Raw genomic sequence first — 25,869 nt, 5'->3', positions numbered from 1 at the left:
TATTATTTGTTGGTTGCTATTTGTTATTTTTTAGCCCATTTAAATGTTGTTACACGAATTGAAGACACGCCCTAGCGGGCATATCACAATTAAGAACAAAGCAAATTCAACTTATACGGCATAAGCCAGCTTATCAACCAAAGAGGCATTAATTGAATGGTGTTCTTCTAGATAATCATTGACCATAGGCTCACAGCAGCCACAGCAGGTGGCAACATCTAACGCTGCTTGCAATCCTTCCATGGAATCCACGCCTGAAGCGATGGCCGCTTTAATTTGGCGGTCTTTAACGTCATTGCAGATACAAATAACCATGTCATGCTCCTTGTCAACTTATGCCTTTTGCTGTTTATCGCTATAAGCTAATGCCATTTTTTATAGGCGTAAGTTTTCTCTTATATACATTTTTATCATATAGCTTGAGTGAGTAGCTAGGTGGTATTCATTGGCTTATCGACACATATTTAGCGCTAACGAGTACACATTACACCTAACCATCAAGCACAAAAAATAAGTGCCGTAATGAATACACATAATAACGATAACGGTTCTTATTTACAATATGTTTTTTACTTTTTTACAAAAAGATAAGCTTGTAGCCGCTATTTCATCGTCAAGGGGCCATTTGACTTCCTCCCCTCCCTAAAGGGGATTCCTACATCTAGACGGTCAAGCCCGACCGCAAGGATATTTTCCGCAGCATTGATATCTCTATCATGCCATGTGCCACACTCCGCACAAATCCATCCTCTTATTCCAAGAGATGCTCTACCTTTTGGACTACTATCGCTTATTTTGCGACAGTGCGAACAAGTCTGGGTAGTGTAACTCTCATTTACTATCTCAAACTGACAACCTGCATGCTTGCATTTATATTCCAGTTGTCGCTTAAATTCAAACCATCCTGCATCGTATGTTGATTTAGCTAGTTTGGTTTTTTTGTTGGTAAATGAGCGTGATTTAACATCACCAACCACAATTAAGGCATTGTCTTTGACTAATTGGGTGGTGAATTTGTGTATTGCATCTAGTCTTGAATTTTTTATTTTGGCGTGAATCGCTTTGACTCGCTTTTTATTGTTTGCTCGTTGAGCGATTGCAAGTGTATCCGCCCATTTTTGAGTTTGTTTGATTGTCAGTTTATCACCATTTGAGGTGGTGGCTGACTCTGTTAAGCCTAAATCAATACCGACACTCCCATTGCCTCTTGTTTGTTTAGGGTAGTCTTTAACAGTGATACAGGCATACCAACGGTTACGACTGTCTTGTACTATTTCTAGGGTGTTTAGGTTATACAATGCCAGATTATAGCTATCCCATAGGTCAATAACTAACTTTTGACCCTTGGCTAATGTTTTGATCCTTAACTAATGATAGCTGTATGATTGATTTAAGTGCCTTTTTGCCTGTTTGGTGTGTGGCAATATGCTTGATGGCTGATTTTTTAAAGGGTATCCAGCCTAAAGATTTATGTTTAGCATCGGGTCGGTTGGTTCGCCAGTTAAGTTTGGCTTTTTTAAATTGCTTACGAGATTTGGCATGAGTCTCGTTAATGGCTTGCAAAGATTGGCTGTGCAAGCCTAAATACTCACCACTTCCTTTGGTATATTCGTTTAGGTCGTAGGCTGAAAAGAATCTACCTGTCTTTCGTAGATGCTTGTAACTTACGTCATTAACATAGTTCCACGCGTCATTAACATGGTTCCACGCATAGTGAACACTGCCAGCTATTTTGTTTAGCTGGTTTGCGTGTTTGTCTTTGATGCGCAGCTTGAGTGTTTTCATATACTTAGTATGCCAAGGTTAATATTGATATACTACCCTTTAACCGCTTTTTACGACAGTTTGTGTCGCCTTATATCCACCCCCTGAAGTGGGTGGTTTTACGGCGACTGGTGATAAATAATACATCCAGCTTTTAAGACAGACAGAGCTAAGCTAAGGCATAAGATGAGCTAAAGTTGAAATGAGCTAGGGCGTGTCTTCATGTTAAAAATGGTGACAAAAATAAGATAAATCGCAATCAGATTAGGAAAATAACTGGTTAATATCATGATATTAACCAGTTATTTGAGACGTATGACAAGATTTAGCTATTTCTAGCCCATTTAAATGTCATTGCATGAATTGAAGACTTGCCCCAGTCAGCGACTACTTATTATTTACTTGTACTGATTACTTACCTGCTTTTAAGTCCATCCGAACCTGTTTTACTAAGTAATCAACAATCTGTGGTACTCGCTCTGGCTCAGCTTGTACAACATAACGACCATGCACAACCACTGCTGGCACACCTGTCAATTGATAGCGCATAGCGCCAGATTTTGAACGTGCTACCTTAGTACTAACCGCAAATGAGTTATATAGCTCATCAAACTTCTTTTGATCTAAGCCTTGTGCAGCATACCACTTGGACAATGACTTTTGATCAAATAAGCGCTTATTGTCTTTGTGCACCGCATCAAATAACTTATTATGAGTTTGTGCTTGATAGCCCATCAACTGAGCTGCATAAAAACCACGTGCATTCACCTCCCAAGTTGGGTTAAGCGCTGCGGGCGATTCTAAGAAAATCACGTCATCTGCTTTGGTTTGTGCCCACTTTTGCATATAAGGATTTAATGCATAACAATGGGGACAGCCATACCAAAAGAACTCACGTACGATAATCTTATCACCACTAATGGTTTCTGGATTATCCAATACCCTATAATCTTTGCCCGCCACATAATCTGCTGCTGTCGCAGGCAAGGAGGCCAAACCAACGGCTGCTACTAATGAGGCTAGAGCAAAACCTCGTTGAGAATAAAACGTCATCGTAATTCCTTAAGAATATTTAGGATATAATTGCATCACTTGGAGTTTTAAAACGTGCTAACTAAATGCTAGTAATAATATTAGCTTATTATCTATAACATATTGCCACTATTTAAATACATCTATGATAACGCATTTACCCTAGCTCTGTGAACCATTAGCCTTGCTAAAACCTTAATAGATGGTTAAATATGCGTTATTTGGATTGCTACAAACAATTCAGTCAAACAACGCACCATAGACAACACTGGCATGGTAAGATATCCGACATAATACAAGATACAACCTGCTAAAATGTTAGCCATTGCTACTGCTAGCTACTGATAAAAAAAACAGCAGGTTACCAATTTCAGACAAGTCACAATAAATACGGTCAATATTTAAATACAGTCAATATCTAAATGCTATCAACCTTAAAATACTGTCAATCTTATAGCTAAACTAGGATTTCTTATGACACAAAGTACTCAACCTTCTAACAGCCAGTCTCACAGCAACCACACTGAGCACTCTGTGCTAGGCAACCATGTTAACGTTGACATGAGTGAAGTGGGCAAGTTTACCCAGTTGGCCAGTCAGTGGTGGGATAAGCAAGGCCCATTTGCTACCTTGCACGAAATCAACCCTCTACGCCTCAACTGGATTGAAAAAAACGTAAACCGCCATACTGGTAGTGGCTTAACTGGAAAAACCGTATTGGATGTCGGTTGTGGTGGTGGTATCTTAACCGAGTCTATGGCTCGCCGTGGCGCTGATGCCACTGGCGTTGATCTTGGTATTGAGAACCTACAAGCTGCCAGTGTTCATGCTGAACAAAGCGGTCTGACAGACTCTCTACGCTACAAGCATATCCCAATTGAAGATCTTGCAGCTCAACAACCAGCAAGCTTCGATGTGATCACCTGTATGGAAATGCTCGAGCATGTACCAGATCCAACCCAAATTGTACAAGCCTGCTATGAGCTGCTTAAACCAGGCGGGGTTTGCATTTTGTCAACCATTAACCGCAATCCTAAATCCTATCTTTTTGCTATTATTGGTGCTGAATATATTTTGCGCCTATTAGACAAAGGTACTCATGATTATGCCAAATTTATCACTCCAGCAGAGCTGGATAAAATGGCAATTAATGCAGGGTTTAACCGATTAGATCTTATTGGTTTACACTACAACCCTATCACGAAGCGCTACTGGCTTGCTCAAAACGTTGATGTTAACTATATGATGGCCGTTGTCAAACCAACGCAGCAATTTTAATTCCTAGATTAATACATGAAGTGGAATAATAAAAACTTATAACTATTAACCAAACCACAACATTAAAGTAGATAACCATTAAAAAAAGTAGAAAACTATGTCAACCCAATATGTCAAAGCCGTCTTATTTGATTTAGACGGTACGCTAATAGATACCGCTGCTGACTTTATTCGTATTATTAGACGTATGTCAGAACAAAACAACTGGCAGACTCCACCAAATGAGGCCATCCGCGAACAAGTATCAGCTGGGGCATCAGCTATGGTAGGTCTCATGCTCAAATACAATAATCAGCCCTTGTCAGAAGACTTGATTCAGCAATATCGCCAACAGTTTTTGGCTGAGTATGAGGCAGATATTTGTGTCGATAGCACCCTGTTTGATGGTCTAGAACCATTATTACGCCATTACGAAGAAAATGACATACCTTGGGGTATTGTCACTAATAAACCGCGCCACTTGTCTTTCAAGCTACTCGATAAGCTTAGCTTAAATGAGCGTTGTAGCGTATTGGTCTGCCCAGATGATGTCAGTACCACCAAACCTGATCCAGAGCCACTGTATCTGGCATTAGAGAAGTTGGAATTACCGCGTGGTATTGCCAATAGTGTTATTTATGTTGGTGACCACATTCGTGATGTCCAAGCTGGTGCGGCAGCTGGCATGACAACCATATTAGCCAGCTACGGTTATATTCCGCCTGAAGATCAGCAAAATCTGGACACTTGGGGTGCGGACTATGTTGTCGATACTCCACAACAGTTGGTTAAGTTACTAAAATCTAAGCGATTTGACTATCTTTAACCGTATAGTCTTTAACTGTATAACACTTTATTCACACCAAACCTATTAACGTTAAACTGTTTTAAATTACTTGAATAAGCAGCCTAAATTATGACCCAACCTATACTCACTCATGATGACATTCGTAACTTTTCTCCCACATCAGGATGTCTAGAGAATAAAACTATTCTGGTCACTGGTGCTGGTGATGGCATTGGCCGTGTGGCCGCTTTGACTTATGCTAGCTATGGTGCAACCGTCTTACTGCTGGGCAAAACTCAAAGCAAGCTCGAAGCCGTCTATGACGAGATTGAAAGCGCAGGTGGCAAACAACCTGCCATCATGCCCATGAATTTAGAAACCGCAAGTTATAGCGATATGCAACAACTGGCCAAATTAATTGAAACTGAAATTGGCGATCTACATGGTGTATTACATAATGCCAGCGTTTTAGGTGCGCTGACCCCGCTTGAGATGTATGACATTATTACCTTTGAGCAGGTCATACGGGTCAACACCACTGCCACCTTTATGTTAACTCAAGTACTAATGCCCTTGCTTAAAGCAGTTGACAATGGCTCTTTTGTGTTTACCAGTAGTAGTGTTGGCACCCATCCTCGAGCCTTTTGGGGTGCTTATGCCTTATCAAAGCAAGCTGTCGAAGGTATGAGTGATATCTTTACTCAAGAGACGCAAAACACTACCAATCTTCGCTTTAACTGCATCAATCCTGGTGCAACTCGTACTAATATGCGAGCACACGCCTACCCTGGCGAAGATCCTATGTCGCTCAAAACACCTGAGGACATCATGCCAGGCTATGTGTGTTTAATGAGTGATGCCAGCATTGGTGTGCGTGGTCAAGTCATTGCGCTACAACCCAAATAAATATACGATAGCTCATGGCCTTCTGCTTTAATTGTTTAATATGCTCATTAACGGGCTGTATAGAATTTATTTGTGGAACTGACAGTAACATTTATCAATTATCAATGCTAGACAGCCCTAGTCCAAGGAGGTTTTTATGGCCGGAGGCTGGGCGCCTGATGGAGCCGAACTTGAACAAATAGAAGCCACAATCAACGATGCCTTAGAGCGAGCCAGACGTGCATTGCCAACAGGCGAAAGCTTGAGGTATTGTGATGAGTGTGGCGAGCCTATTCCTGAAGCACGTCGACAAGCGCTACCTGGTGTACAGCACTGTGTTAGTTGCCAAAGCCAACTTGAGGCAACGACCAACAGTCAAGAGCTATACAATCGTCGAGGCAGCAAAGATAGCCAGTTGCGCTAGATAGCGGTCACCCGTTTAACATCTGAGTAACCACAAGCTGTTTAATGAGAAATGAGCTCGCCAAACATTTGGTTCAGTTTTACTGCAAGCCTATGCTATGGACTGAAGCTTATGGCTTGCTTATAGCTGACTGCTAATAACTAACGGTGTAGCGACTGATACACTCAGGAGGTACATCGAAAAACAAGAGCGCCTGATTAGAGCGCTAGTGCTGATATCTCCACCTAAAATCCAAGATTATAGATTATAGGTGGAAAGTAAAAAACTAATACCAAATCTGAAAATTAAGATATCGAGGAAAACGAGTGCAAACACTACAAGTAGTAAGTTTAGCGAGTTTGACAAAGATAGGTTGTTTTTCAGAAAAGGTATTAGGTGGAAAGTCACCTACAATAAGTTAAATCCAACCATTAAGCATCTTCTTCATCTGGTACAAATACATAACCCACACCCCAAACGGTCTGAATATAACGAGCTTGTGATGGATTGTCTTCAATTAAACGACGTAAGCGTGACACCTGCACGTCAATTGAGCGTTCCATAGCCCCCCACTCACGACCACGAGCCAAATTCATCAGCTTATCTCGTGTTAATGGCTCACGTGGATGTTGCACCAAGGCTTTTAATACCGAAAACTCGCCTGTGGTTAGGGTAACCAAGTTGCCATCCCTTTTTAGAGTACGTGTCGATAAGTCTAATGTCCAAGGACCAAACTCTACCACTTCAATTTGCTGTGAGGGTGCTCCAGGTAACTCACGGCTATGACGGCGTAATACTGCTTTGATACGAGCTAACAATTCCTTTGGATTAAAAGGTTTGGGCAAATAATCATCAGCACCAGCCTCAAGCCCTGCGATTCTATCGCTATCTGAGCCTTTGGCAGTCAACATGATAATAGGAATATCACTATTTTCTTCACGCAACCGCTTACAAATGCTAATGCCATCCTCACCAGGTAGCATTAAGTCTAATACAACCAGTGAAAATAGCTCACGCTGCATAAGCTTATCCATTTGACTGCCATCATGGGCAGTGCGCACCACAAAGCCATCATCTTCCAAAAAACGTTGCAACAAAGAGCGCAGACGGGCATCATCATCGACAACTAAGATGCGGTGGGTTAAAGTATCTGTATTATTCGTTTTGTTCTCTGGCATCATAATTTCCTTTTATTTGTTTTTCTTTTAGGATTTTAGTTTGAATTTTAGTACTATCTTATAGGTTGCAATAAAACTTAGAGTTTGCAATAGCAATAAGTATCTTGCACTTACTCATTAGTGTATAAGATTATGCAACAAATTACACACCTGTTAGATAGTAATGCTGTATGCATTTGTTAAAAAAACATCTAACTTACACAGAAACAAACATAAATAAGCAAAAACATTCTTATTGTGTCAGCTTTTGCTATAATGTAAACCACACTTACTTATAACTCGATACGGATATGACCCAAACCGATACCAACACGACAAATACACTCGCCAGCCAGAGCGCAAATACGTTGCCGGCTGAAGTCACTGCTAACATCCATAACAAGCTTGCAAAGCAACTGGGCATTAAGCCTGCGCAAGTCAATGCGTTTGTTAAACTTTATGATGAAGGTGCAACCATACCCTTTATTGCCCGTTATCGTAAAGAAAAAACGCAAGGCTTAGATGACAGTCAGCTACGTGCTTTGGAAAAAGGATTAAGTTATGAGCGTGATATGGCATCACGTCGCGCAAAAATCTTGGAATTATTGGCCAATCAAGGCAATTTAACTGAAGCCTTGCAAGCGCGTATTGAGCAAGCCAGCTCTAAGCTTGAGCTAGAAGATATTTATCTCCCCTACCGTCCGCGTCGCCGTTCTTTGGCTGCCAAAGCACGCGCTGCTGGTCTCGATAAAATTGCTGAACAAATTTTAACCCAAGATATTGCCCCACTTGACGCACTACAAAACTACCGTCTGCCCAAAGAAGTTACAGATGATACGGGTGCCGAAATTGAAGTGGACTTTGCTGACAGCGACAAACAACTTGCTGGTATAGAGGCGATTATTATTGATGATTGGACACAGCAATTAGAGCTATTAGATGAGTTGCGCAATGGTTTTGTTAAAACTGCCACCATCAATTCAAGCTTAACCAATGAGGAAAAGCGTGAAGTAGGTGAAAAATTTGCCGATTACTTTGAACACAGCGAAAGCTTAGCTCGCCTACCTAACCATCGCCTACTAGCTATGCTGCGTGGTCGTCAAGAAAACGTCCTAACACTTAAAGTTGACGGTGAAGATGCCCCTTTTATCGAAAAGATTATCAGCAACCTAGAGTTAGATGCCAAACAACCAATAGCCCGCCGTGAGTTTTTGGTAGCAGCTGCCAATAGCTTATGGAAAGACAAATGGCGCCCACATTTAGAACATCGTTTATTAACCGAAAAGCGCCTAGCTGCTGAAGCTGATGCAATTGAAGTCTTTGCAAATAACTTGCAGCACTTATTAATGGCTGCGCCTGCTGGTCGCAAAGTTATCCTTGGTGTCGATCCAGGCATTCGTCATGGTGTGAAAATGGCGGTTATCGATGCTCAAGGTCAAGTTATCCATGATGCTGATGGTCAACCAGCCACTGCCACAGTTTACCCTTTTGCTCCAGACAACAAAATGGACGAAGCAAAAGCTACTATTGGCGAGCTACTAAAAACCTATCAAGTTGATCTTGTTGCCATTGGCAATGGGACAGCCAGTCGTGAAACAGACGCCATGATTAAAGAGCTGTTTGATGCTGATAAAGACATCAGCGCTAAAGCGGTAGTGGTCAATGAGTCTGGTGCATCAGTTTACTCTGCCAGTGAACTTGCCAGCGATGAACTTGGTGATTTAGATGTGTCCATTCGTGGCGCTGTGTCTATCGCTCGTCGCCTGCAAGATCCCCTTTCTGAACTGGTGAAAGTTGAGCCCAAAGCGATTGGCGTTGGGCAGTATCAACACGATGTGAACCAAACTCAACTGTCCGATAGCCTAGACAAAGTCACTCAAGACTGTGTAAACGCAGTTGGTGTTGATGTAAACACTGCAAGTCCCGCAATCTTGGCGCACATCGCTGGCCTTAATCGCAACGTAGCACAGCAAATTGTCAACTACCGCAAAGAACACGGTGCTTTTACTAATCGTGAAGAATTAAAAAATGTACCAAGACTTGGTGTAAAAACTTTTGAGCAGGCTGCTGGCTTCTTGCGTATCCGTGATGGTGAAGAGCCTCTAGATGCCACAGGCGTACACCCTGAAAGCTATGCCTTAGTCAAAGAGATGCTAGAAAAGTCTGGCAAAAAGATTACAGAAGTTTTAGGCAATGATAGTGTTATCAATACCTTAACTACTGAAGGTATTACAGCGGCCAATGATGACAATATTAGCATCGCTGCCATTAAACAAGAGCTTGCTAAGCCAGCTCATGACCCACGTCCTGAATTTAAAACCGCTCAATTTAGAGAAGACGTCAATAGTGTCAGTGACCTTGAAGTAGGTATGCAACTTGAAGGTGTGGTGACCAATGTCACCGGTTTTGGCTGTTTTGTAGATGTTGGCGTTCACCAAGATGGCTTGGTACACATCTCTGAGTTGGCCAATAGCTTTGTTGCCGACCCAATGAATCTGGTAAAACCAGGTGATATCGTCAGTGTTCGCGTTATCTCTATTGATGAAAAACGTGGTCGTATTGGTTTTAGTATGAAGTCTAATCAAGCTGTAAGTAGCAAACGTCCGCCTGCATCTATGCCAGCTAATAAGGCAGTGGCAAATAAGCCACCACAACGTAAATCCAATCGTACTAAGTCTAGTGGCGCAACTAAAACAAGTACGCGCAGTGATAACACTAAAAAAACAGGCAAATCAAAGTCCAACAAGCCAAAAGTAGATAACAACAAAATTGGCACATTAGGCGCTTTATTAAAGCAAGCAGGTCTAAAGTAGTATCTTTAGCATATCTCTTTAATATTAAAAGAACATAAGAGAGCGCCCTAGGGCGCTCTTTTTTTTAATAGATCTGGCTATTTCATATTTCAGCCCTAAACAAAACAACCATAACAGTTGTCACTTGCTAAATATAACCATATTGTATTGTTGTTTTATTTTAAAACGTGACATAGCTTGATGCTTGAGCAAGTGAGAATGTGCTACACTAATTGCATCTAGCTCTGATTGGTATAATCATGCATTACAACCAATAAACCAATTCTTTTACAACAAACGAAACTCACCTCTATTATACTAATATTAAATTCATACCATCTCATTCATATAACAGGTTAAGATAACAAGGCGATATTATGAGTAACCCCTATTCTGATTTTAAAACCCAACTACAAGGCTCGATGGTTGCCTTAGTCACTCCCATGCAAGCTAATGGTGATGTGGACTATCCACGCCTAGCTGAACTGATTGACTGGCATATCGACCAAGGTACCGACTGCCTTGTCGCAGTAGGTACCACAGGTGAATCTGCAACCTTGTCTATGCAAGAGCACAGCGATGTTATCCACTACTTTGTAAAGCAGGTTAATGGCCGTATTCCAGTCATCGCAGGCACAGGCGCCAATAATACTCAAGAGGCTATTCACCTAACCACAGAAGCCAAAGCGGCTGGTGCAGACTGTGCGCTATTGGTTGCCCCTTACTACAACAAACCAACACAAGAAGGTCTATATCAACATTACAAAGCTGTTGCTGAAGCTGTCGATATGCCACAAATGCTTTATAATGTACCAGGCCGTACTGTGGTAGATATTGCTCAAGCAACCGTAGAACGCCTAGCTGATATTGATAATATTGTAGCCATCAAAGATGCGACTGGCTCTATTGAACGTGGCAAACAGCTTATTGAAGCGCTTGGTGATCGCATTGTGGTATTATCTGGTGATGACGCCACTGCACTTGAGCTGATGCACCACGGTGCCAAAGGTAATATCTCAGTCACTGCCAATATTATTCCAAAAGCCATGAGTGATATTTTCAACTTCGCCTTGAAGGGCGACTTCGATACCGCTAACGCAATACACAACGACATCGCTCCTTTGCATACCTTGATGTTTGTTGAATCTAGTCCTATTCCAGTAAAATATGCCCTTCATAGAATGGGTAAAATTGATAAAGGCATTCGCCTACCTCTGGTTTGGCTAGACAAAAAATACCACGACCAAGTTGATGCAGGCTTACGTACTGCTGGCTTAATTGACTAAACTCTTTACTCTTTTTGACTGAAAGTTGCTGTTATCAGCACAGGTTATGATAGTGACTCACTCGTTTTAAGCTAGTTACTACCCTAATGCTATATCTTACTCTGGTGCGATATTTTAACTTAGTTCGATATTTTAACTTAGTTCGATATTTTGCTTAGCGCCATATCTTCAGTCAGTGCAACTTAATTTTGTTGCAATACAACCAGCATCAGGTAGTCGCTAGTTCATCAAAGTAGCTACCTCTAGAGCAGGCAACACTGTAACAGGTTTAAAGTGAATTGACTAAAAGTACGTAGTAGACAACATCTAACCTACTGTATTTGCAACGACAAAGGATAATCCATGCACCCGTTTCAACTATCAAAATGCTCACAACCGATCCTACACTCTGTGCCTAAGGCAGGTAGATCGCTATTACGTACTACAATACAAATCACCCTCATCGGTGTCAGCAGTATCACCTTATTATCTGGATGCCAAGCCACTCAAGGCTTTTTTAGTAGCTTTAATAACGGTAGTTTGGCATATCAAGATTCAGAAAAACTAGAGCCACTGCAACTACCTGAAGACCAAGAGACTGCGCCCTTTATTCCGCTATATCCTACCCCACCGGTCGGTGTAAATACGCTAGATCTTGAAAATGAGTCTGGCAAACGTTATAAGTTGCCTGCTCCTTATCGTCAAGTACCAATACAACAACAGCAATAAATAAATGTGTAGCAGTTGTTAACACTGCACTAAGTCCCGTAAGTTGCTTAGTGCAATCAATATTGACATAAATCACAATCAAACAGCTTACCCTGTTACAACTGACACTTAAACCACCCTTTTTAGCTAAATGGATATCTAAACTCATATAGCTTTTTGCATAGGACTTAAATCATGCAACTTCAAAAACATAGTCTTCTTTACAAAGGTAAAGCAAAATCTGTCTATGAAACAGAAAATAATGACTACTTAATCCTCCACTTTCGTGATGACACTTCTGCTTTTAACGGTGAACGTATTGAGCAGTTAGGTCGCAAAGGACAGGTTAATAACCGTTTTAACGCATTTATCATGCAAAAGCTTGATGAAGCCGGCATAGAAACCCACTTTGAAAAACAGCTCTCTGATGACGAAGTTTTAGTTAAACGCTTAGATATGATCCCAGTCGAGTGCGTAGTACGCAACTTTGCCGCTGGCAGTCTGGTGCGCCGCTTAGGTCTTGAAGAAGGTCAACCTTTAACGCCACCAACCTATGAGTTGTTTTTTAAAGATGATGCCCTAGGCGACCCTATGGTTAACGAATCTTTATCCGTATCTTTAGGCTGGGCAACGCCTGAGCAGTTGACCACAATGAAAAAGCTATCTTTTCAAGTGAATGACGTACTTAGCAAGTTGTTTGATGATGGTGGCTTGATGCTGGTTGATTTCAAACTAGAATTTGGTATCTTCCACGGCCGTATCGTATTGGGTGATGAGTTTTCACCAGATGGTTGTCGTATTTGGGACAAAGAAACGAAGAAGAAACTTGATAAAGATCGTTTCCGTCAAAGCTTAGGCGATGTTATCGAATCGTATGAAGAAGTTGCACAACGTATCGGTGTTCCAATGGAATTAGGACTTACGCACGAGTAGATATTATGGCAACTGGTAATCATTTATGAATCCTCTGAGGGTAGAGCCAGACGCTCCATAAATAATAACCAGTCGCTTTTAAAGCCTTGAAATCGTATTTTTGCGTAAGTCCTAGGAATAAGACCAAGAGCTTGTGACCTTGTTTCCAAAAAGCTGACTGTCATTAACTAACAGTCAGCTTTTTTATACTCAGGATCTAAGGCTAACATCTTCTACTTACTTCACCTGATTACCCTTATGACAAAAAGGAAATATTATGTACAAACTCACCGTATTTATTCCAGACACGGATTTAGAGACTGTTAAATCTGCCTTATTTACAGCTGGTGCTGGTCATATTGGCAATTATTCCAATTGCTGTTGGCAGGTTCAAGGCACTGGACAGTTTATGCCATTAGCAGGTAGTCAGCCACATATCGGTCAACTCAACAGCGTTGAACAGGTAACAGAGTGGCGGGTTGAAATGGTAGTCGCTAAAGATAATATCCAAGCTGTTATTGAAGCACTAAAGCAGGCACATCCTTACGAAACACCCGCTTATGATGTCATTGCTATGATTGATATTTGATGACAAATGACAAGTAGTGATGGCTTCAGGCATATACTTGACAAGGAATACTGCTCTTCTGTGACTCAAGACAGCTGGCTTAATATAGCCACCTCTTTGATATAGCTCAACAGGTCTGTTTCTGACTCTAATAATAACTCACCGTCTTCCATGTGCTTTGCATACTCAATCCATAGCAATAGCTGATAGACACTGTTGCGCTCTGCGGCCTTAAACTGTTTGCAAAATTGCTTTAAAGTACTTTCGTCATGGATGTTTAAGCGCGTGTACCAACCTTCAACTTTGGCCGCTTGTTCGTTGCTAAAGCGGGTCTGAAACAGCGCATCCACTAATGCATGCCTATCTTCTTCAGCGATAAGCTTACCAACACGCTTAATTTGACGGTTGCGCGCAGCAGCACTGGTAATATCAGCTAATGCCATTAATTCTGCCAAAAAAAACTCGCTTGCTGGCAATTTTTTTAACTGCTTTTTTGACAACTCAGATAAAGGAATTGATAGCTTTTGTAAACGCTCATGGGCTTTTTTTAACTCCGTGCGCGATACACGCATATCCTGTTCGGACCAATCAATCATAACACTCTCAAATTATTAAAAATTAAATTACAGTTAGTTGTTGATATAAGCAATAGACGATGGTGTTTATAATTATTGAGCCCACTGTGATTTTTCTCTATGCTTAACCAACACTTTTAAATCAGAAGGCAAGCTGCCCGCTAAGCTCTCATATAAGCCTTCTGTAATAAAGACAGAACGATGCTTACCACCAGTGCAACCAATACCAATGGTGACCGTATGGCGATTATTATGCAAAAACTCAGGCAACCAGCGGCTTAAAAAGCGGTGAATATCATCCTTCATCTCTTCCACTTCTGGAAACTGAGCAAAAAACGTGGCAACCGCCTCATCTTTACCTGTCATCACCCTTAGACGTGGCTCCCAATGTGGATTGGGTAAAATACGTACATCAAACACAAAGTCAGCATCAATCGGCACTCCATATTTAAAGCCAAATGACAATAGATTAACCGTGACTTGATTATCAATACCTATATGCGCACGCACCTCATCTTTAAGCTGATGAATGTTAAGCTGACTGGTATCAATTATAATCTCAGCATTGCTCATAATCGGTTGTAGCGCATCACTTTCATTTTTGATAGCACTTGGTAAGTTCTTGACTTGTGGATCTTTGGTTACCATTAAGGGATGCACGCGACGGGTGGCGGCATAACGGGCTACCAATACTGCCTCGCGTGCTGTGGTGTACAGCACCTTCACACTATCTTTGCCATAATTGGCGATCAAGTCATCTTTGATACTCATAAAATTTGATGAATCGGCCTGCAAGGTACGAATATCGACCCCAAGTGCTAGCTTAGTAATACCACCATCTGCAATTAGTTTGGTTGCTGCATCAGGCAATAGCGATAAAGGCATATTATCAATCGCGTAATAGCCAAAATCCTCTAAAATATTTAAGACAGATGTTTTGCCTGAGCCTGAACGACCAGATACAATTAAAATGCTTATCTGCGTATTGAATCTAGCCGAACTTGCTGTGCTACTTGGTACGCTATCTGGGCTGACACTCTTATCCGCTGACATAAACCTATCTCCCTATGTTATTCACAAGCCTACCGATATCTATTTTATTCTATTAAGAAGCATTATATAGCCTAGGAAAATAATATAGCCTAGGAAAATACAGCACTATCAGACCTCCTGATTATCTAACAGTCGTGCTTTACCTAGCCATGCAGCCACCAAAATAACCCATGCCTTATCATCTGTAAAATCATTAATCTGAGTTAGATCTTGATTAACAACTTCTAAATAATCTACCCTAAATCCTGATTGATTGATAGCCTCTTTCATATTATCAATCAGCGCTTGAAGCTGTGTTTGGCTATTAATTTTTTCATCACGCAGTGACGCCGCTAACTGTCTGATGTGCTTATTTAATAAAGGTGCAATAGTGCGCTCATTTTCACTTAAATACTGATTGCGTGATGACAGTGCCAAACCATCCTCGGCACGTATAATCGGGCCACCAATAAGCTTAATATCATAACTTAGATCACGTACGATCTGCTTAATAATTACCAATTGCTGATAGTCTTTTTTGCCAAATACTGCCACATCAGGCTGCACAATATTAAACAGCTTGGTAACCACAATACCTACACCATCAAAATGAGTGGGGCGTGACTGTCCACAAAATTTCTGACTGATCTCCCCTGCCAAAACTTGTGTCGGTGGTGGCATCACAGGGTACATCTCCTCCACAGTTGGCGCAAAGATATAATCGACACCTTCAACTGCCAATAACTTACTATCAGCGTCTAAAGTACGTGGATAGCTATCTAAGTCTTCGCCAACACCAAACTGGGTTGGATTTACAAAAATACTGACTACCACTATATCAGCCTGCTGCTTGGCTAATTTGACTAAAGATATATGCCCTTGGTGTAAGTTCCCCATAGTCGGTACTAACGCAATAGTTTTTTGTGCTCTGTGCGGCTCTAAGGCACTGCGTAAGTCTAAAATGCTAGTAAATGTCGCGGTCATATTTGATTTCCAAAACTTCGTTTAAAACTTTGTTAACAACTCATTTTATTATTAACTCATTTTATTATTAAAAGGACTTACGCACGAGTAGATATTATGGCAATTGGTAATCATTTATGAATCCTCTGAAGGTAGAGCCAGACGCTCCATAAATAATAACCAGTCGCTTTTAAAGCCTTGAAATTGTACTTTTGCGTAGATCCTAATTAACTCATTGTATTACAAGAGCATATATAGTCGCATGCAACAAACTGAGGCACAAAGCAACCGAATGAGAGTACGACTGCCTAAAACCAAACAAGGTGAATACCGTAACTCTTTTATTTGGCTATGACTATAACACACGCCTAAAGTATAAGATAAGTCCATGCTACCGTTATACCGACAGGGTATCTGCTCCTTAGAAACTAGAGGCCGTATAGAATTGATATATTAGCTAGCTTATAAAAACTGATGCTCAGGACGCGGATAACTACCCTCAATAACAGATTGGTGAAACAAAGCAAAAGCACCTTCAACACTGCCAGTATAAGCCCCTGTTTGGTTACGCTCATCGGTCAAAAAATCATGCACAAAACGTGCGGTACGACCATGAGTCACACCTAGCATGTCATGCATGACCAGCACCTGACCATCGGTATCTGGTCCAGCACCTATACCAATGACCGGCACATCCACTGTCTGACTGATCTGGGTAGCTAAAGCTGCTGGCACACATTCTAATAAAAGAATAGCTGCACCAGCGGCCACTACTGCCTGTACATCTGCCAACAACTTAGCAGCACTGTCTTCGGACTTACCTTGTACTTTATAGCCACCAAAAACGTTGACTGACTGAGGAGTTAGCCCCAAATGTACACAAATTGGTGCGCCTGCTGCGGTTAAGGTGGCTACCATATCTGCCAGCTCAGCACCACCTTCAAGCTTTATCACATGCGCGCCAGCTTGCATAACTTTGCGTGTATTGATTACGGCATCTTCTAGTGTTACATAGCTCATAAAAGGTAAGTCTGCCAAAATTAACGCATGCTGATTACTGCGAGCCACATTAGCAGTATGATAGGCAATATCATCAACACTAACTGGCAGGGTTGAATCATGACCTTGCACAACCATACCTAAGCTGTCACCTATTAAAATTGTGTCTATTTGTGCATTTTGCATCATCTTCGCAAATAGTGCATCATAGCAAGTCAGACAGCTAAACTTACGTCCTTCTTTTTTATATTTTTTTAAGGTAGATAAGGTAATCATAAGGAGTCACCGAAAAATAAGTAAACAGTCAATAAGTACATCGCTACTCATTGCGAGCTTTGAGACTATGAAAGCTGGTTGTTAGTTTTTTACTAAATTAAAGTCTGTTGAACACTCACCACATGTACTCAATAGCATTCTAGGTTTAAAAGTAGTCTAGATTTAAAGCAAAACTTCATTTGCGTACAAAAACAGGCTGCATAGAGTTGGTATATTCGCATCGACATAATAAAAATAATTACCGTCAGTAGCAACGAGTACATAGCAACTTTATATCTATACACCCGAGTCTGGCATCAACCGTGTCAACCCTGTCCAGTCATGAGTTAGTGCAAACTGAGCAATAGGATTGTTGTCTATTTTTAAATCAGGATTTAGCTCTATTAAAGGAATAAGCACAAAGTTGCGCTCTGTGATGCCTGGATGCGGTATGATCAGTGTCGTAGTATTTATATGTAGATCTGCATACAAAAGAACATCAACATCAAGACTGCGTTCACCCCAATGGCGTAAGCGAATGCGCTGTGCTTGCTGCTCTAAGCTTTGACAAAGACTTAATAGATCATGAGGCACCATACAAGTATCTAGCTCAACCACGGCATTGATAAAGTCAGGCTGATCTTGTGGTCCCATCGGCTTTGACGCATACAAAGAAGAAGCTTTGATATGACTAATATCAGGATGTGCCGCAAGCTTAGTAATGGCTTGCTGAATATGCTCAGTTGGTGTACCTAGATCGTTGCTAACATTACTACCTAAACCCAGATAGCATCGCTTATAATACTCACTACTCATTTCAGATACCTGATCTCTTTGCCGTCCTACTTAGACAACTGCTCACTCTGCTTTTCATTAATACTAGCATCCACGCTCGGCTGACGGCGGTGACGAACATCTGGTACAGGCCCGCTGTTTTTAATAAGTTGCAGAGCAACTGAGTCTAGCTTAATCTCTGTCGCTTTGTTCTGATTAGCCGTATCAGACTTAGACGCTTGCACCCTTGGCTGCGCTGAGGCTGATTGACTTTTACTGGGCTGACGACGGCGGCGAGTACTTGGCACTGGCTGTGGCTTAGGAATAAACAGCACATTCTCGCTAAGCGTTACTGCTGTCGTGCTAAGTGCTTTTGTATCAAAATCAGAGTCACTAACTGGCTGCGACAATGAATCTCTAGATTTTTCAACTTGTGTCGCAGCTTGTTGTACTTGCCCCACATTCACATCTGATTTCAACTGTGCATCTACATTTAACTGCTGTGGTACTTGCTCTGCCAGCTTATCAGCACTAATAGTAAATAAGGGACTAGGCTGTTGCTGGGCAGGTGTTTTTTCAACCAATTTCCCAAGAGATAACTTTTCAAGCTGTGCTCTTTCTAAAGCATAGTGATCTTGGTATTTGTGATCAGTATCCTGCGCCTTGCTTAGCTGCTTGTGTTGTTTTTCAATAGCTTGGTGTTGATCTTTTGCTTGGGGTACTTGGGTTGGTTTACCTTGTGAACCTAGCACCTCCTGTACCGGATGCTTAGGTGGTTTAGGCGTGTAACTGTTCTCACCACTGACATCATCACTACGATTGCGGTTACGATTACGGGTTGATTTACCGCGACGCCTATCACCAGCAAAGTCATCAATAGCCTTCTGTTTTTGTTTTTCTGTCAAAGTTTGATAAGTCTGCCACCACTCACCCATGCCATTGGTTGACTCAGATAAGGGATTTAACTCATCACCACATTGCTCACGTAATAACAAAAAGTCAAAAGCCGCACGAAAACGCGCATGCTCTGCTAACTGTGGGATTTGTTTTACTCGTGGATTAGCCAGCTTAGGCTGCATAATCCAAATATCACGAATAAACTGCTCTGCAAAACGAGGAATGGCTGTTTTGATGCGTTGACGCTCAATGACCTTGCTGGCTGCTTGAAGCTGTGCATCATGAAAGGGCATATTTTTCTTTTTAAACTTCGCTAACTGATGTAAGTAGTTGTCCCACAAAAGCGCTGCATAAAAGAAAGCTGGATTAATACTCTTGCCTAAAGCGATGCGCTTGTCAGTATTGATCGCCACTTGATTAACCAAGGCAGTTGGTTGCTTAGGTGGATAGATAATCAAGTGACGAATCGCACCGTATTCAAATAATATCGGCAATAAGGGCACCAGATAACCACCAGTAAACATCTTTTGTGATTCAGCATAAAGTCGATGTGGCGACACTTGATCTAACAAATCCCAATTAGCATCATGAAACTGCTCTGATAGCTGTTGATCAAATTCAAAGCCAAGCTTGGCTTTAAAGCGCAATGCACGTAACAAGCGCACAGGATCTTCTTCAATACGCACAGGCGCATCACCAAGTAATCGTAAGGTTTTATTTTTAATATCATCAAGTGCATTACAAAAATCTAGCACCACGCCTTTTAAAGGCTGATAATATAGCGAGTTAATCGAAAAATCACGACGGGCAAAATCTTGCTCAATATCACCCCATACATTGTCACGCACAATCATGCCATCACTGGTGGTGTGCGCATCACTATTCGGTGGCGCACGAAATGTTGCCACCTCAATCATATCGCGACCTGAGTAAACATGAGCTAACTGAAAACGGCGGCCAATAATACGGCAACGTTTGCCAAACAAGTCTTTTACTTCATGCGGTCTTGCATCAGTTACGGCATCAAAATCTTTTGGATTCAGACCCAATAGAGTATCACGCACCCCTCCACCAACAATATAGGCATCAAAACCACCTTTATTTAAAGTGGCAATCACTTCTAAAATTGAATTGGGTAAATCCGCCTTACTTAACCCTAACTGCTTGGCTGAACGTTCTGCCATGCATCTACTCCCTACAAACTAACAAAAGCCCTATTTAACCTGACCACTTATCATCTAATAAGTTTGAGTTATCTGAAAAATACTCTTAATCAACAAATAACCCACAGCCAATAACACTAGGCGTATATATGCGCTAGTGTAACAAATTTTCAAGGTTGCTGCCCAATATACTGTAACTAATAACGAAGCGACTCATAATGTTTGGAATTAGCACCAATGAGTAAACCGACACACAACCCCCCAAAATGAGCCGCAAAAGAGATACCAGCTTGCGGCATTAACCCCTCTTTTAAGATGAACCAATAACTTGCTCCCATAATTAGGCAAGCGAGTAAGTAGCCCCATCTTCTAGCAAATATAGCACCACCAATCATATACCCTAACATTGCAAATATCAGTCCAGAGGCGCCAATGTGAATCGAAAATGGCGAACCCAACCCCCAAGTCATCAACCCTGAACCTATAATTAGCTTCACAATAGTGCGATAAGCATTACGCTCAAATAATCCAAACAAAAATAAAGTTTGCACTAAAATTAAGGTATTCCCCATCAAATGAGCAAAATTACCATGCATGGTCCAAGAGGAGGTCACTCCAATCAAACTATTTAAACTTAGCGACCTAGGAATAATACCCAGTGCATTCCAAATATTAAATAAGACGGTATTGTTCAAAAAGAACATGACCCAAATGGGAATTAGTACAAAGCCATAAAGCCCAATAACTTGACCGATACGGTGTTTTATTAAATTAAAGATTCGCTGCCAATTCATATTAAATGCCATATCGTGAGCTAAAAAAAAGCTAGATTGTATAAAGGTATCTTTAAGGACTCATAATTAAGTATAAATGATCATCTAAAACCATCTTGCTGGTTATTATTCATTTATCAAATGCCAAGTATGATTATAAAGTTTGGAGGTAGAATGATAGGGAACTAGAGCTGTAGGCACATAATTCTTCGCCGCATCTATATGCTGCACTGAATCATCGAAAAAAATATGTGGAGCAAAGCTCTTAAGTACAGCCGTTTTTTCAAGCCCTCCTAAAAAAAAGGCCATATCCACAGATACCCCCCATTCCCGTAATGTTTTGATTGCACGAACATCAGCAGGGGCATTACGGGCAGTAACCAAAGCTATTTGAATAGGCTGTAGATCTTCTAAATGAGGCAACCTTGATTGTAAATGCGACAACTTTATCAATAAATCTGCATAAGGCCCTTTTTCAATTGGCATATCTGTCATTAGCGCCTCACGATCATGGAAGGCCTTCAATCCCTTTTGTTTATACAATAATTCTCCTGAATCATCAAACAATACTGCATCACCATCAAAGGCAATCCTGATCTGGTCGGTATCTAACTGGCAAGTATTAACGGGTATCGCATCCAAAATAGCACAAGCACATATCTCGGCATCGGCTACGCTTTGGGCATCTTATCTATTGGTAGTTAAAAATAAATCAACATTAAAATCTTCAATATAATCTGCTACTTTGCCACCTGATATAAATGCAGAACGAGTTATAGACAAACCCTGTTCTCTAATAGCATTTAATACTCTGAGCCCAGTTTCAGGGGTGCTTTTTGAGATAATAACAACTTCTACCAAAGGTTCAGTCAATTGATAATCATCTTCTGGCTTTTTTGGCATAATGATTCAGGTTTAATATGGCTTGAATCAAAGGAAAGCCAGCACTCGTCTCTAAATGGCCATTGTCATGACGTTGCATATAGTTTCGGAACAGGGCAGCTGCTTTGGCAGGATTGTCTTGCAGCAACTTTTCACGATATCGCTCAGATTCTGTCAAGTCGAATAAAGCAGTTGCTGATATTGCAACAATAAGTGTATTGGATAAGTCTATTGCCATATTATTTAAACCAACTAGGGTTATTGAATCGTTAAATCCAATATTAAATTATAAACATCTATTTGAACATCTTAAAATGTGTTTAATTATTATCCAAATTTAACTAGCGGTAAAGCTTACTGATCCAACAAAGCGATTTATAATTAAAAAACCACACTACCCTTAAAATAGTGTGGTTAATTGAATAGATCATTAATTTTAAGCTATAAGAATATATTAACTCTCAAGAATTGTATTTATTTTAGCAATACCAGTGATATCTCTGGGAATGCCACCAATATTGCTAGCCTTATGACATCAGAAACGATGAAGGGAGTTACTCCCTTGAACATATCGCCTAGCTTGATGTGTGGTGCCATCGCCTTAATTACGAAGATATTCATCCCCATAGGCGGTGTAATCAGTCCCAATTCGACGGTTAATACAGCGATAATTCCAAACCATACAGGATCGTAACCTAATGCTATTATAATAGGAAATACTACTGGTATGGTAATGACTAACATCGCTAAGGCATCCATGAATAAGCCTAGTAGAAAGTACATTATCAATATACTAATCAACACGATCATTGGGCTTACTGCTAAACCACCAATCCATGTTGCGAGAGAGTACGACAGACGAGACACTGAAATAAAGTAACCTAGCGCCTCTGCACCAAGTAGCATAAAGAAGACAACAGCAGATAAAGCTAATGTTTCAATCAAAGACTGTTTTAGTCCTTGTAAGCGCATACCTTTAAATGCAGCATATAACCATGACGCAAATGCCCCGACAGCAGCACCTTCCGTTGGCGTAAATAAACCGAAGAAGATACCAAAAATAATCAATACAAAGATAAAACCAAACGGAATTAAGCCAGTTAAAGAGAAAAACTTTTCTTTCCAAGGTGTTGGCTCACCACGCTTAGCTAAATGTGGTTTCCAGCGTACCATAATCATAACGGTGATAGAGTACATCACCATTCCAAGCATGCCTGGTAAAAAACCTGCAATGAACATATCACCAACCGATTGCTCGGTTAAAATAGCATAAACCAGTAGAGCGATACTAGGAGGTATCATTATACCTAGGGTACCACCAGCCGCCAAAATGCCACAGGCAAAGCCAGGTTGATATCCGTATTTTTCCATTTCCGGTAATGCTACACGAGTCATGGTAGAGGCTGTCGCCAAAGAAGAACCTGAGATAGAAGCGAAAATACCGGAAGAGCCGATACCCGCAATGCCAAGGCTACCTCTCACACCTCCAAATATAGTTCGTGTGGCGTCAAAAAGCTTACCCGCCATACCTGAATGAGCGGCAAACACCCCCATTAAAATAAACAATGGAATGGCACTAAAATCATACTTTGCTAGCACATCAGTCGGGATATCTCTCAACATCTGCAAAGCACTACTCGGACTGGTTACTGCACCAAATCCAACCAGGCCAACCCCTAGCATAGCTAGTGCCACAGGAACTCGCAGACAAACTGCAAGAATCATACAAATCAAGCCAATAGCACCAATAATTTCTGGACTCATGCGCCTGTCTCCTCGGCGTCATAAAACTCGCCTGTAACAAAAATGTTGATAGACTCAATGCATGAACGTATGGCTAAAATGACACTTAAAAATGCACTAAAACCATAGATAGGTGTCATCGAGATTCTAAGATCTTGAGTAACTTTGCCATATTCTGCTGCATCCATTGCACTCTCGAAAAGACCCCAGACAAAGACAATACCTAATGCAAAGAAGCCAACCATGAAAACACCCATCATATAGCCTTTAACCTTCTGAGACATTTTTTGGGTAAAGACATCAACGATAACTTGAGAGCGCTCAACATATGCAGCAAAAGCCGAGAGCAAGGCAAATAACATCATATAAGAAACAATTTCAACTGTTCCTTTGATGGTAAACCCGAACTCCCCACCTGTAAGCTTAAAAATATACCGTGTCACGACATCAGAGATTGTAACCAAAACGATTACGACCAAACTGATGCCACCAATAAACTCACACAGTCGTGCTAAGAAACGACTTATAACAGCTAAAACAGGCATAACGTCATCCTTAATTCTTATACTTTACAAGTGTCGCTAGCCACTTTCGCTTTTTCATAGACCTCACGAGCATCATGACCAAGCTCCTCTACATCGTTTAGATACTTTTCAGTACCTTTTTCAAGTGGACCTTTCCACGCAGGGTCGTTCAGAGGATCTGGAATCTCGATGACTTCATGGCCTAAGTCTTTTGCATTTTGCAGTGCTGTTTTATCATGCTTATCAAACACTTCCCCCACCTTTTTAGCTAAATTCATACCAGAGTTGTCATCCAGTACTTTCTTTAGATCGTCAGGTAAGTTCTGGTAACTGTCTTTATTCATCGCAACCATAAGACCAGAACTATAAAAAGGAATATTGGTATGGTATTTAGTGACCTCATCAATTTTAAACGTTGTCACCGCCTCCCAAGGGAAGCTCAATCCGTCTACAACACCACGTTGTAGTGAGGTATACATATCATTGGCTGGAAGACCAACAGGTGAAGCTCCCATACTCTCAATAATATCTCCGGCCACTGCTGACGGACGGCGTATGCGCATGCCTTTCATATCTTCTGGCGTTTTAATTAACTTGTTTGTAGTATGAAGCGCACCAGGGCCTGCACCGTACATAAACAGAACGTGTGAATCCTCATACTCTGAAGCAATCGTGCCATCTTCATAGAGAGTTTGCAAAATACAACCCATTTGAGTGGCAGAGCTTGACAGTCCAGGCAGCTCAGCAATTTGAGTTAGTGGGAATCGACCATTAGTATAGCCATGGGCTTGCGACCCAATATCGACAGTACCTTTAACTGCGGCTTCATAAGTAACTTGCGGTTTGCTTAGGGTAGCAGAAGGATAAAGCTCAATTTCTAAACGCCCTCCGGATTCATCTTTAATCTTCTGTGCCCAAGGTTCAAGAACCTCCTTGCTAAAAGAAGAAGTTGCTGGCCAAAAATGTGATAAGCGTAGCGTGGTGACCTCACCTGTCGGAGAGTTGACTGAAGAATCAGCGCTTTCTGAAGAGTTGTTATCTGTAGAAGACTGGTTAGAACAGCCTGAAAGACTAAAGGCTATTAAAACAGCCAGCGATAGAGAAGTACGTAGTGTCATTACCAATTCCTTTTGATAAAAAATAGTGAATCTAAAATAAATCCTAGGTTTTCAAATTCTAATCTTAGATGGAGTTGGTCAATTTAAGCTACGTTATTTTATTGAATTAGATTCAAATATACTGTCAAATTAATTAGCAAAAAAATCCTTATTTACTGCAAATAATAATATCCATTTAAATATTCTCAACTCCTTTTAAGAATATACATTAAAACTAACAGTCATAATGATATAAGTCAAACCATTTTAGCGATAAAATAAGATAATAAGTCTAATCTAATAAAGATAATAAATATCAAATTTTTAGTATTTATAATTTATTTAGCCAAAAAAAAGCCCCCATTCAAATTAATGAAGGGGGCTTTTAGGTATAGGGAGCTGACGATGACCTACTCTCACATGGGCGAACCACACTACCATCGGCGCTACGATGTTTCACTTCTGAGTTCGGGAAGGGATCAGGTGGTTCCATCGTGCTATTGTCGTCAGCAAAGGGGGTATAGATATGAGTTGGTTAAGGTGTTAGCTTAACTTTGTATTGACTAGTAATATCAAGAACCTGAATCAAGGTTGCTATAAATAAGCAATCATCAGGATGATATCGAAATAATTGGCGACATACAAAACCACTTGGGTGTTGT

The 25,869-nt window shown here is 40.9% G+C and carries 22 protein-coding genes, 1 rRNA gene and 2 pseudogenes; 9 read left to right on the top strand and 16 right to left on the bottom strand.

Annotated elements, in window-relative coordinates; genetic code table 11:
* Positions 1 to 111: 111 nt before the first annotated feature.
* From H140_RS0107945 to H140_RS0107935, 3 genes and pseudogenes are all read right to left on the bottom strand, one after another.
* The gene (locus tag H140_RS0107945; protein ID WP_019673131.1) at positions 112 to 315 is read right to left on the bottom strand and encodes a (2Fe-2S)-binding protein; all 204 of its coding nucleotides are present in this window, start codon (positions 313 to 315) and stop codon (positions 112 to 114) included.
* Between the two features lie 287 nt (positions 316 to 602).
* Positions 603 to 1,785 (bottom strand): annotated as a pseudogene (locus tag H140_RS14925) (RNA-guided endonuclease InsQ/TnpB family protein).
* Between the two features lie 390 nt (positions 1,786 to 2,175).
* Positions 2,176 to 2,817 carry a thiol:disulfide interchange protein DsbA/DsbL gene (locus H140_RS0107935; protein ID WP_019673130.1) on the bottom strand — a complete coding sequence of 214 codons (642 nt, stop codon included), beginning with the start codon at positions 2,815 to 2,817 and terminating at the stop codon, positions 2,176 to 2,178.
* A gap of 453 nt (positions 2,818 to 3,270) precedes the next feature.
* Between H140_RS0107935 and ubiG the strand changes: the two genes are divergently transcribed.
* From ubiG to H140_RS0107915, 4 genes are all read left to right on the top strand, one after another.
* Positions 3,271 to 4,074, top strand: a complete 804-nt coding sequence (gene ubiG, locus H140_RS0107930; RefSeq protein WP_019673129.1) for a bifunctional 2-polyprenyl-6-hydroxyphenol methylase/3-demethylubiquinol 3-O-methyltransferase UbiG — start codon at positions 3,271 to 3,273, stop codon at positions 4,072 to 4,074.
* 97 nt (positions 4,075 to 4,171) lie between these two features.
* The gene (locus tag H140_RS0107925; RefSeq protein WP_019673128.1) at positions 4,172 to 4,879 is read left to right on the top strand and encodes an HAD family hydrolase; all 708 of its coding nucleotides are present in this window, start codon (positions 4,172 to 4,174) and stop codon (positions 4,877 to 4,879) included.
* Positions 4,880 to 4,969: 90 nt separating this feature from the next.
* Complete coding sequence (locus tag H140_RS0107920; RefSeq protein WP_019673127.1) at positions 4,970 to 5,746, top strand: YciK family oxidoreductase; 777 nt, start codon at positions 4,970 to 4,972, stop codon at positions 5,744 to 5,746.
* 136 nt (positions 5,747 to 5,882) lie between these two features.
* A complete protein-coding gene (locus H140_RS0107915; protein ID WP_019673126.1) occupies positions 5,883 to 6,149 on the top strand; it encodes a DksA/TraR family C4-type zinc finger protein in 267 nt (88 codons plus the stop codon).
* A 410-nt stretch (positions 6,150 to 6,559) separates the two neighbouring features.
* Here H140_RS0107915 and ompR read toward each other — a convergent pair whose 3' ends face one another.
* Complete coding sequence (gene ompR / locus H140_RS0107910; RefSeq protein ID WP_019673125.1) at positions 6,560 to 7,306, bottom strand: osmolarity response regulator transcription factor OmpR; 747 nt, start codon at positions 7,304 to 7,306, stop codon at positions 6,560 to 6,562.
* Positions 7,307 to 7,596: 290 nt separating this feature from the next.
* On the opposite strand from ompR, the gene H140_RS0107905 reads away from it, so the two are divergent.
* From H140_RS0107905 to H140_RS0107885, 5 genes are all read left to right on the top strand, one after another.
* Entirely contained in the window at positions 7,597 to 10,098 is a 2,502-nt protein-coding gene (locus H140_RS0107905; protein ID WP_019673124.1) for a Tex family protein, read from the top strand.
* Positions 10,099 to 10,454: 356 nt separating this feature from the next.
* A complete protein-coding gene (dapA, locus tag H140_RS0107900; RefSeq protein ID WP_019673123.1) occupies positions 10,455 to 11,363 on the top strand; it encodes a 4-hydroxy-tetrahydrodipicolinate synthase in 909 nt (302 codons plus the stop codon).
* Positions 11,364 to 11,705: 342 nt separating this feature from the next.
* Positions 11,706 to 12,071 (top strand): hypothetical protein, encoded by a 366-nt coding sequence (locus tag H140_RS0107895; protein WP_019673122.1) that lies wholly within the window; start codon positions 11,706 to 11,708, stop codon positions 12,069 to 12,071.
* A gap of 174 nt (positions 12,072 to 12,245) precedes the next feature.
* Entirely contained in the window at positions 12,246 to 12,983 is a 738-nt protein-coding gene (purC, locus tag H140_RS0107890) for a phosphoribosylaminoimidazolesuccinocarboxamide synthase (RefSeq protein ID WP_019673121.1), read from the top strand.
* Positions 12,984 to 13,239: 256 nt separating this feature from the next.
* Complete coding sequence (locus H140_RS0107885) at positions 13,240 to 13,551, top strand: YqfO family protein (RefSeq protein WP_019673120.1); 312 nt, start codon at positions 13,240 to 13,242, stop codon at positions 13,549 to 13,551.
* 65 nt (positions 13,552 to 13,616) lie between these two features.
* Here H140_RS0107885 and yjgA read toward each other — a convergent pair whose 3' ends face one another.
* The 12 genes and pseudogenes from yjgA to rrf all read right to left on the bottom strand — a co-directional run bounded on the left by yjgA (position 13,617) and on the right by rrf (position 25,718).
* Positions 13,617 to 14,126: a ribosome biogenesis factor YjgA gene (gene yjgA / locus H140_RS0107880; RefSeq protein ID WP_019673119.1), complete on the bottom strand. Its 510-nt coding sequence runs from the start codon at positions 14,124 to 14,126 to the stop codon at positions 13,617 to 13,619.
* Positions 14,127 to 14,198: 72 nt separating this feature from the next.
* The gene (rapZ, locus tag H140_RS0107875) at positions 14,199 to 15,158 is read right to left on the bottom strand and encodes an RNase adapter RapZ (RefSeq protein ID WP_019673118.1); all 960 of its coding nucleotides are present in this window, start codon (positions 15,156 to 15,158) and stop codon (positions 14,199 to 14,201) included.
* A gap of 108 nt (positions 15,159 to 15,266) precedes the next feature.
* On the bottom strand, positions 15,267 to 16,121 hold the full coding sequence (gene panC, locus H140_RS0107870) for a pantoate--beta-alanine ligase (RefSeq protein WP_019673117.1): 855 nt from the start codon (positions 16,119 to 16,121) through the stop codon (positions 15,267 to 15,269).
* 441 nt (positions 16,122 to 16,562) lie between these two features.
* Positions 16,563 to 17,375 carry a 3-methyl-2-oxobutanoate hydroxymethyltransferase gene (gene panB / locus H140_RS0107865; RefSeq protein ID WP_019673116.1) on the bottom strand — a complete coding sequence of 271 codons (813 nt, stop codon included), beginning with the start codon at positions 17,373 to 17,375 and terminating at the stop codon, positions 16,563 to 16,565.
* 276 nt (positions 17,376 to 17,651) lie between these two features.
* The gene (gene folK, locus H140_RS0107860) at positions 17,652 to 18,170 is read right to left on the bottom strand and encodes a 2-amino-4-hydroxy-6-hydroxymethyldihydropteridine diphosphokinase (RefSeq protein WP_019673115.1); all 519 of its coding nucleotides are present in this window, start codon (positions 18,168 to 18,170) and stop codon (positions 17,652 to 17,654) included.
* Between the two features lie 26 nt (positions 18,171 to 18,196).
* Positions 18,197 to 20,209 carry a polynucleotide adenylyltransferase PcnB gene (pcnB, locus tag H140_RS14240; protein WP_019673114.1) on the bottom strand — a complete coding sequence of 671 codons (2,013 nt, stop codon included), beginning with the start codon at positions 20,207 to 20,209 and terminating at the stop codon, positions 18,197 to 18,199.
* A gap of 176 nt (positions 20,210 to 20,385) precedes the next feature.
* Positions 20,386 to 20,982 (bottom strand): rhomboid family intramembrane serine protease, encoded by a 597-nt coding sequence (locus H140_RS0107850; RefSeq protein WP_019673113.1) that lies wholly within the window; start codon positions 20,980 to 20,982, stop codon positions 20,386 to 20,388.
* 105 nt (positions 20,983 to 21,087) lie between these two features.
* Positions 21,088 to 22,081 (bottom strand): annotated as a pseudogene (locus H140_RS14920) (5'-nucleotidase).
* A 236-nt stretch (positions 22,082 to 22,317) separates the two neighbouring features.
* A complete protein-coding gene (locus H140_RS0107840; RefSeq protein WP_019673112.1) occupies positions 22,318 to 23,607 on the bottom strand; it encodes a TRAP transporter large permease in 1,290 nt (429 codons plus the stop codon).
* A complete protein-coding gene (locus H140_RS0107835) occupies positions 23,604 to 24,131 on the bottom strand; it encodes a TRAP transporter small permease (RefSeq protein WP_019673111.1) in 528 nt (175 codons plus the stop codon). Before H140_RS0107835 ends, H140_RS0107840 begins: the two co-directional genes overlap by 4 nt.
* A gap of 17 nt (positions 24,132 to 24,148) precedes the next feature.
* Positions 24,149 to 25,228, bottom strand: coding sequence for a TRAP transporter substrate-binding protein (locus tag H140_RS0107830; RefSeq protein ID WP_019673110.1), 1,080 nt, complete (start codon positions 25,226 to 25,228; stop codon positions 24,149 to 24,151).
* 376 nt (positions 25,229 to 25,604) lie between these two features.
* Positions 25,605 to 25,718: ribosomal RNA gene (gene rrf / locus H140_RS0107825) — 5S ribosomal RNA — on the bottom strand.
* Between the last annotated feature and the right edge of the window lie 151 nt (positions 25,719 to 25,869).

This window comes from Psychrobacter lutiphocae DSM 21542 (assembly GCF_000382145.1).
Taxonomy (GTDB): Bacteria; Pseudomonadota; Gammaproteobacteria; order Pseudomonadales; family Moraxellaceae; genus Psychrobacter; species Psychrobacter lutiphocae.
This window is presented reverse-complemented; position numbering and strand designations above follow the sequence as displayed.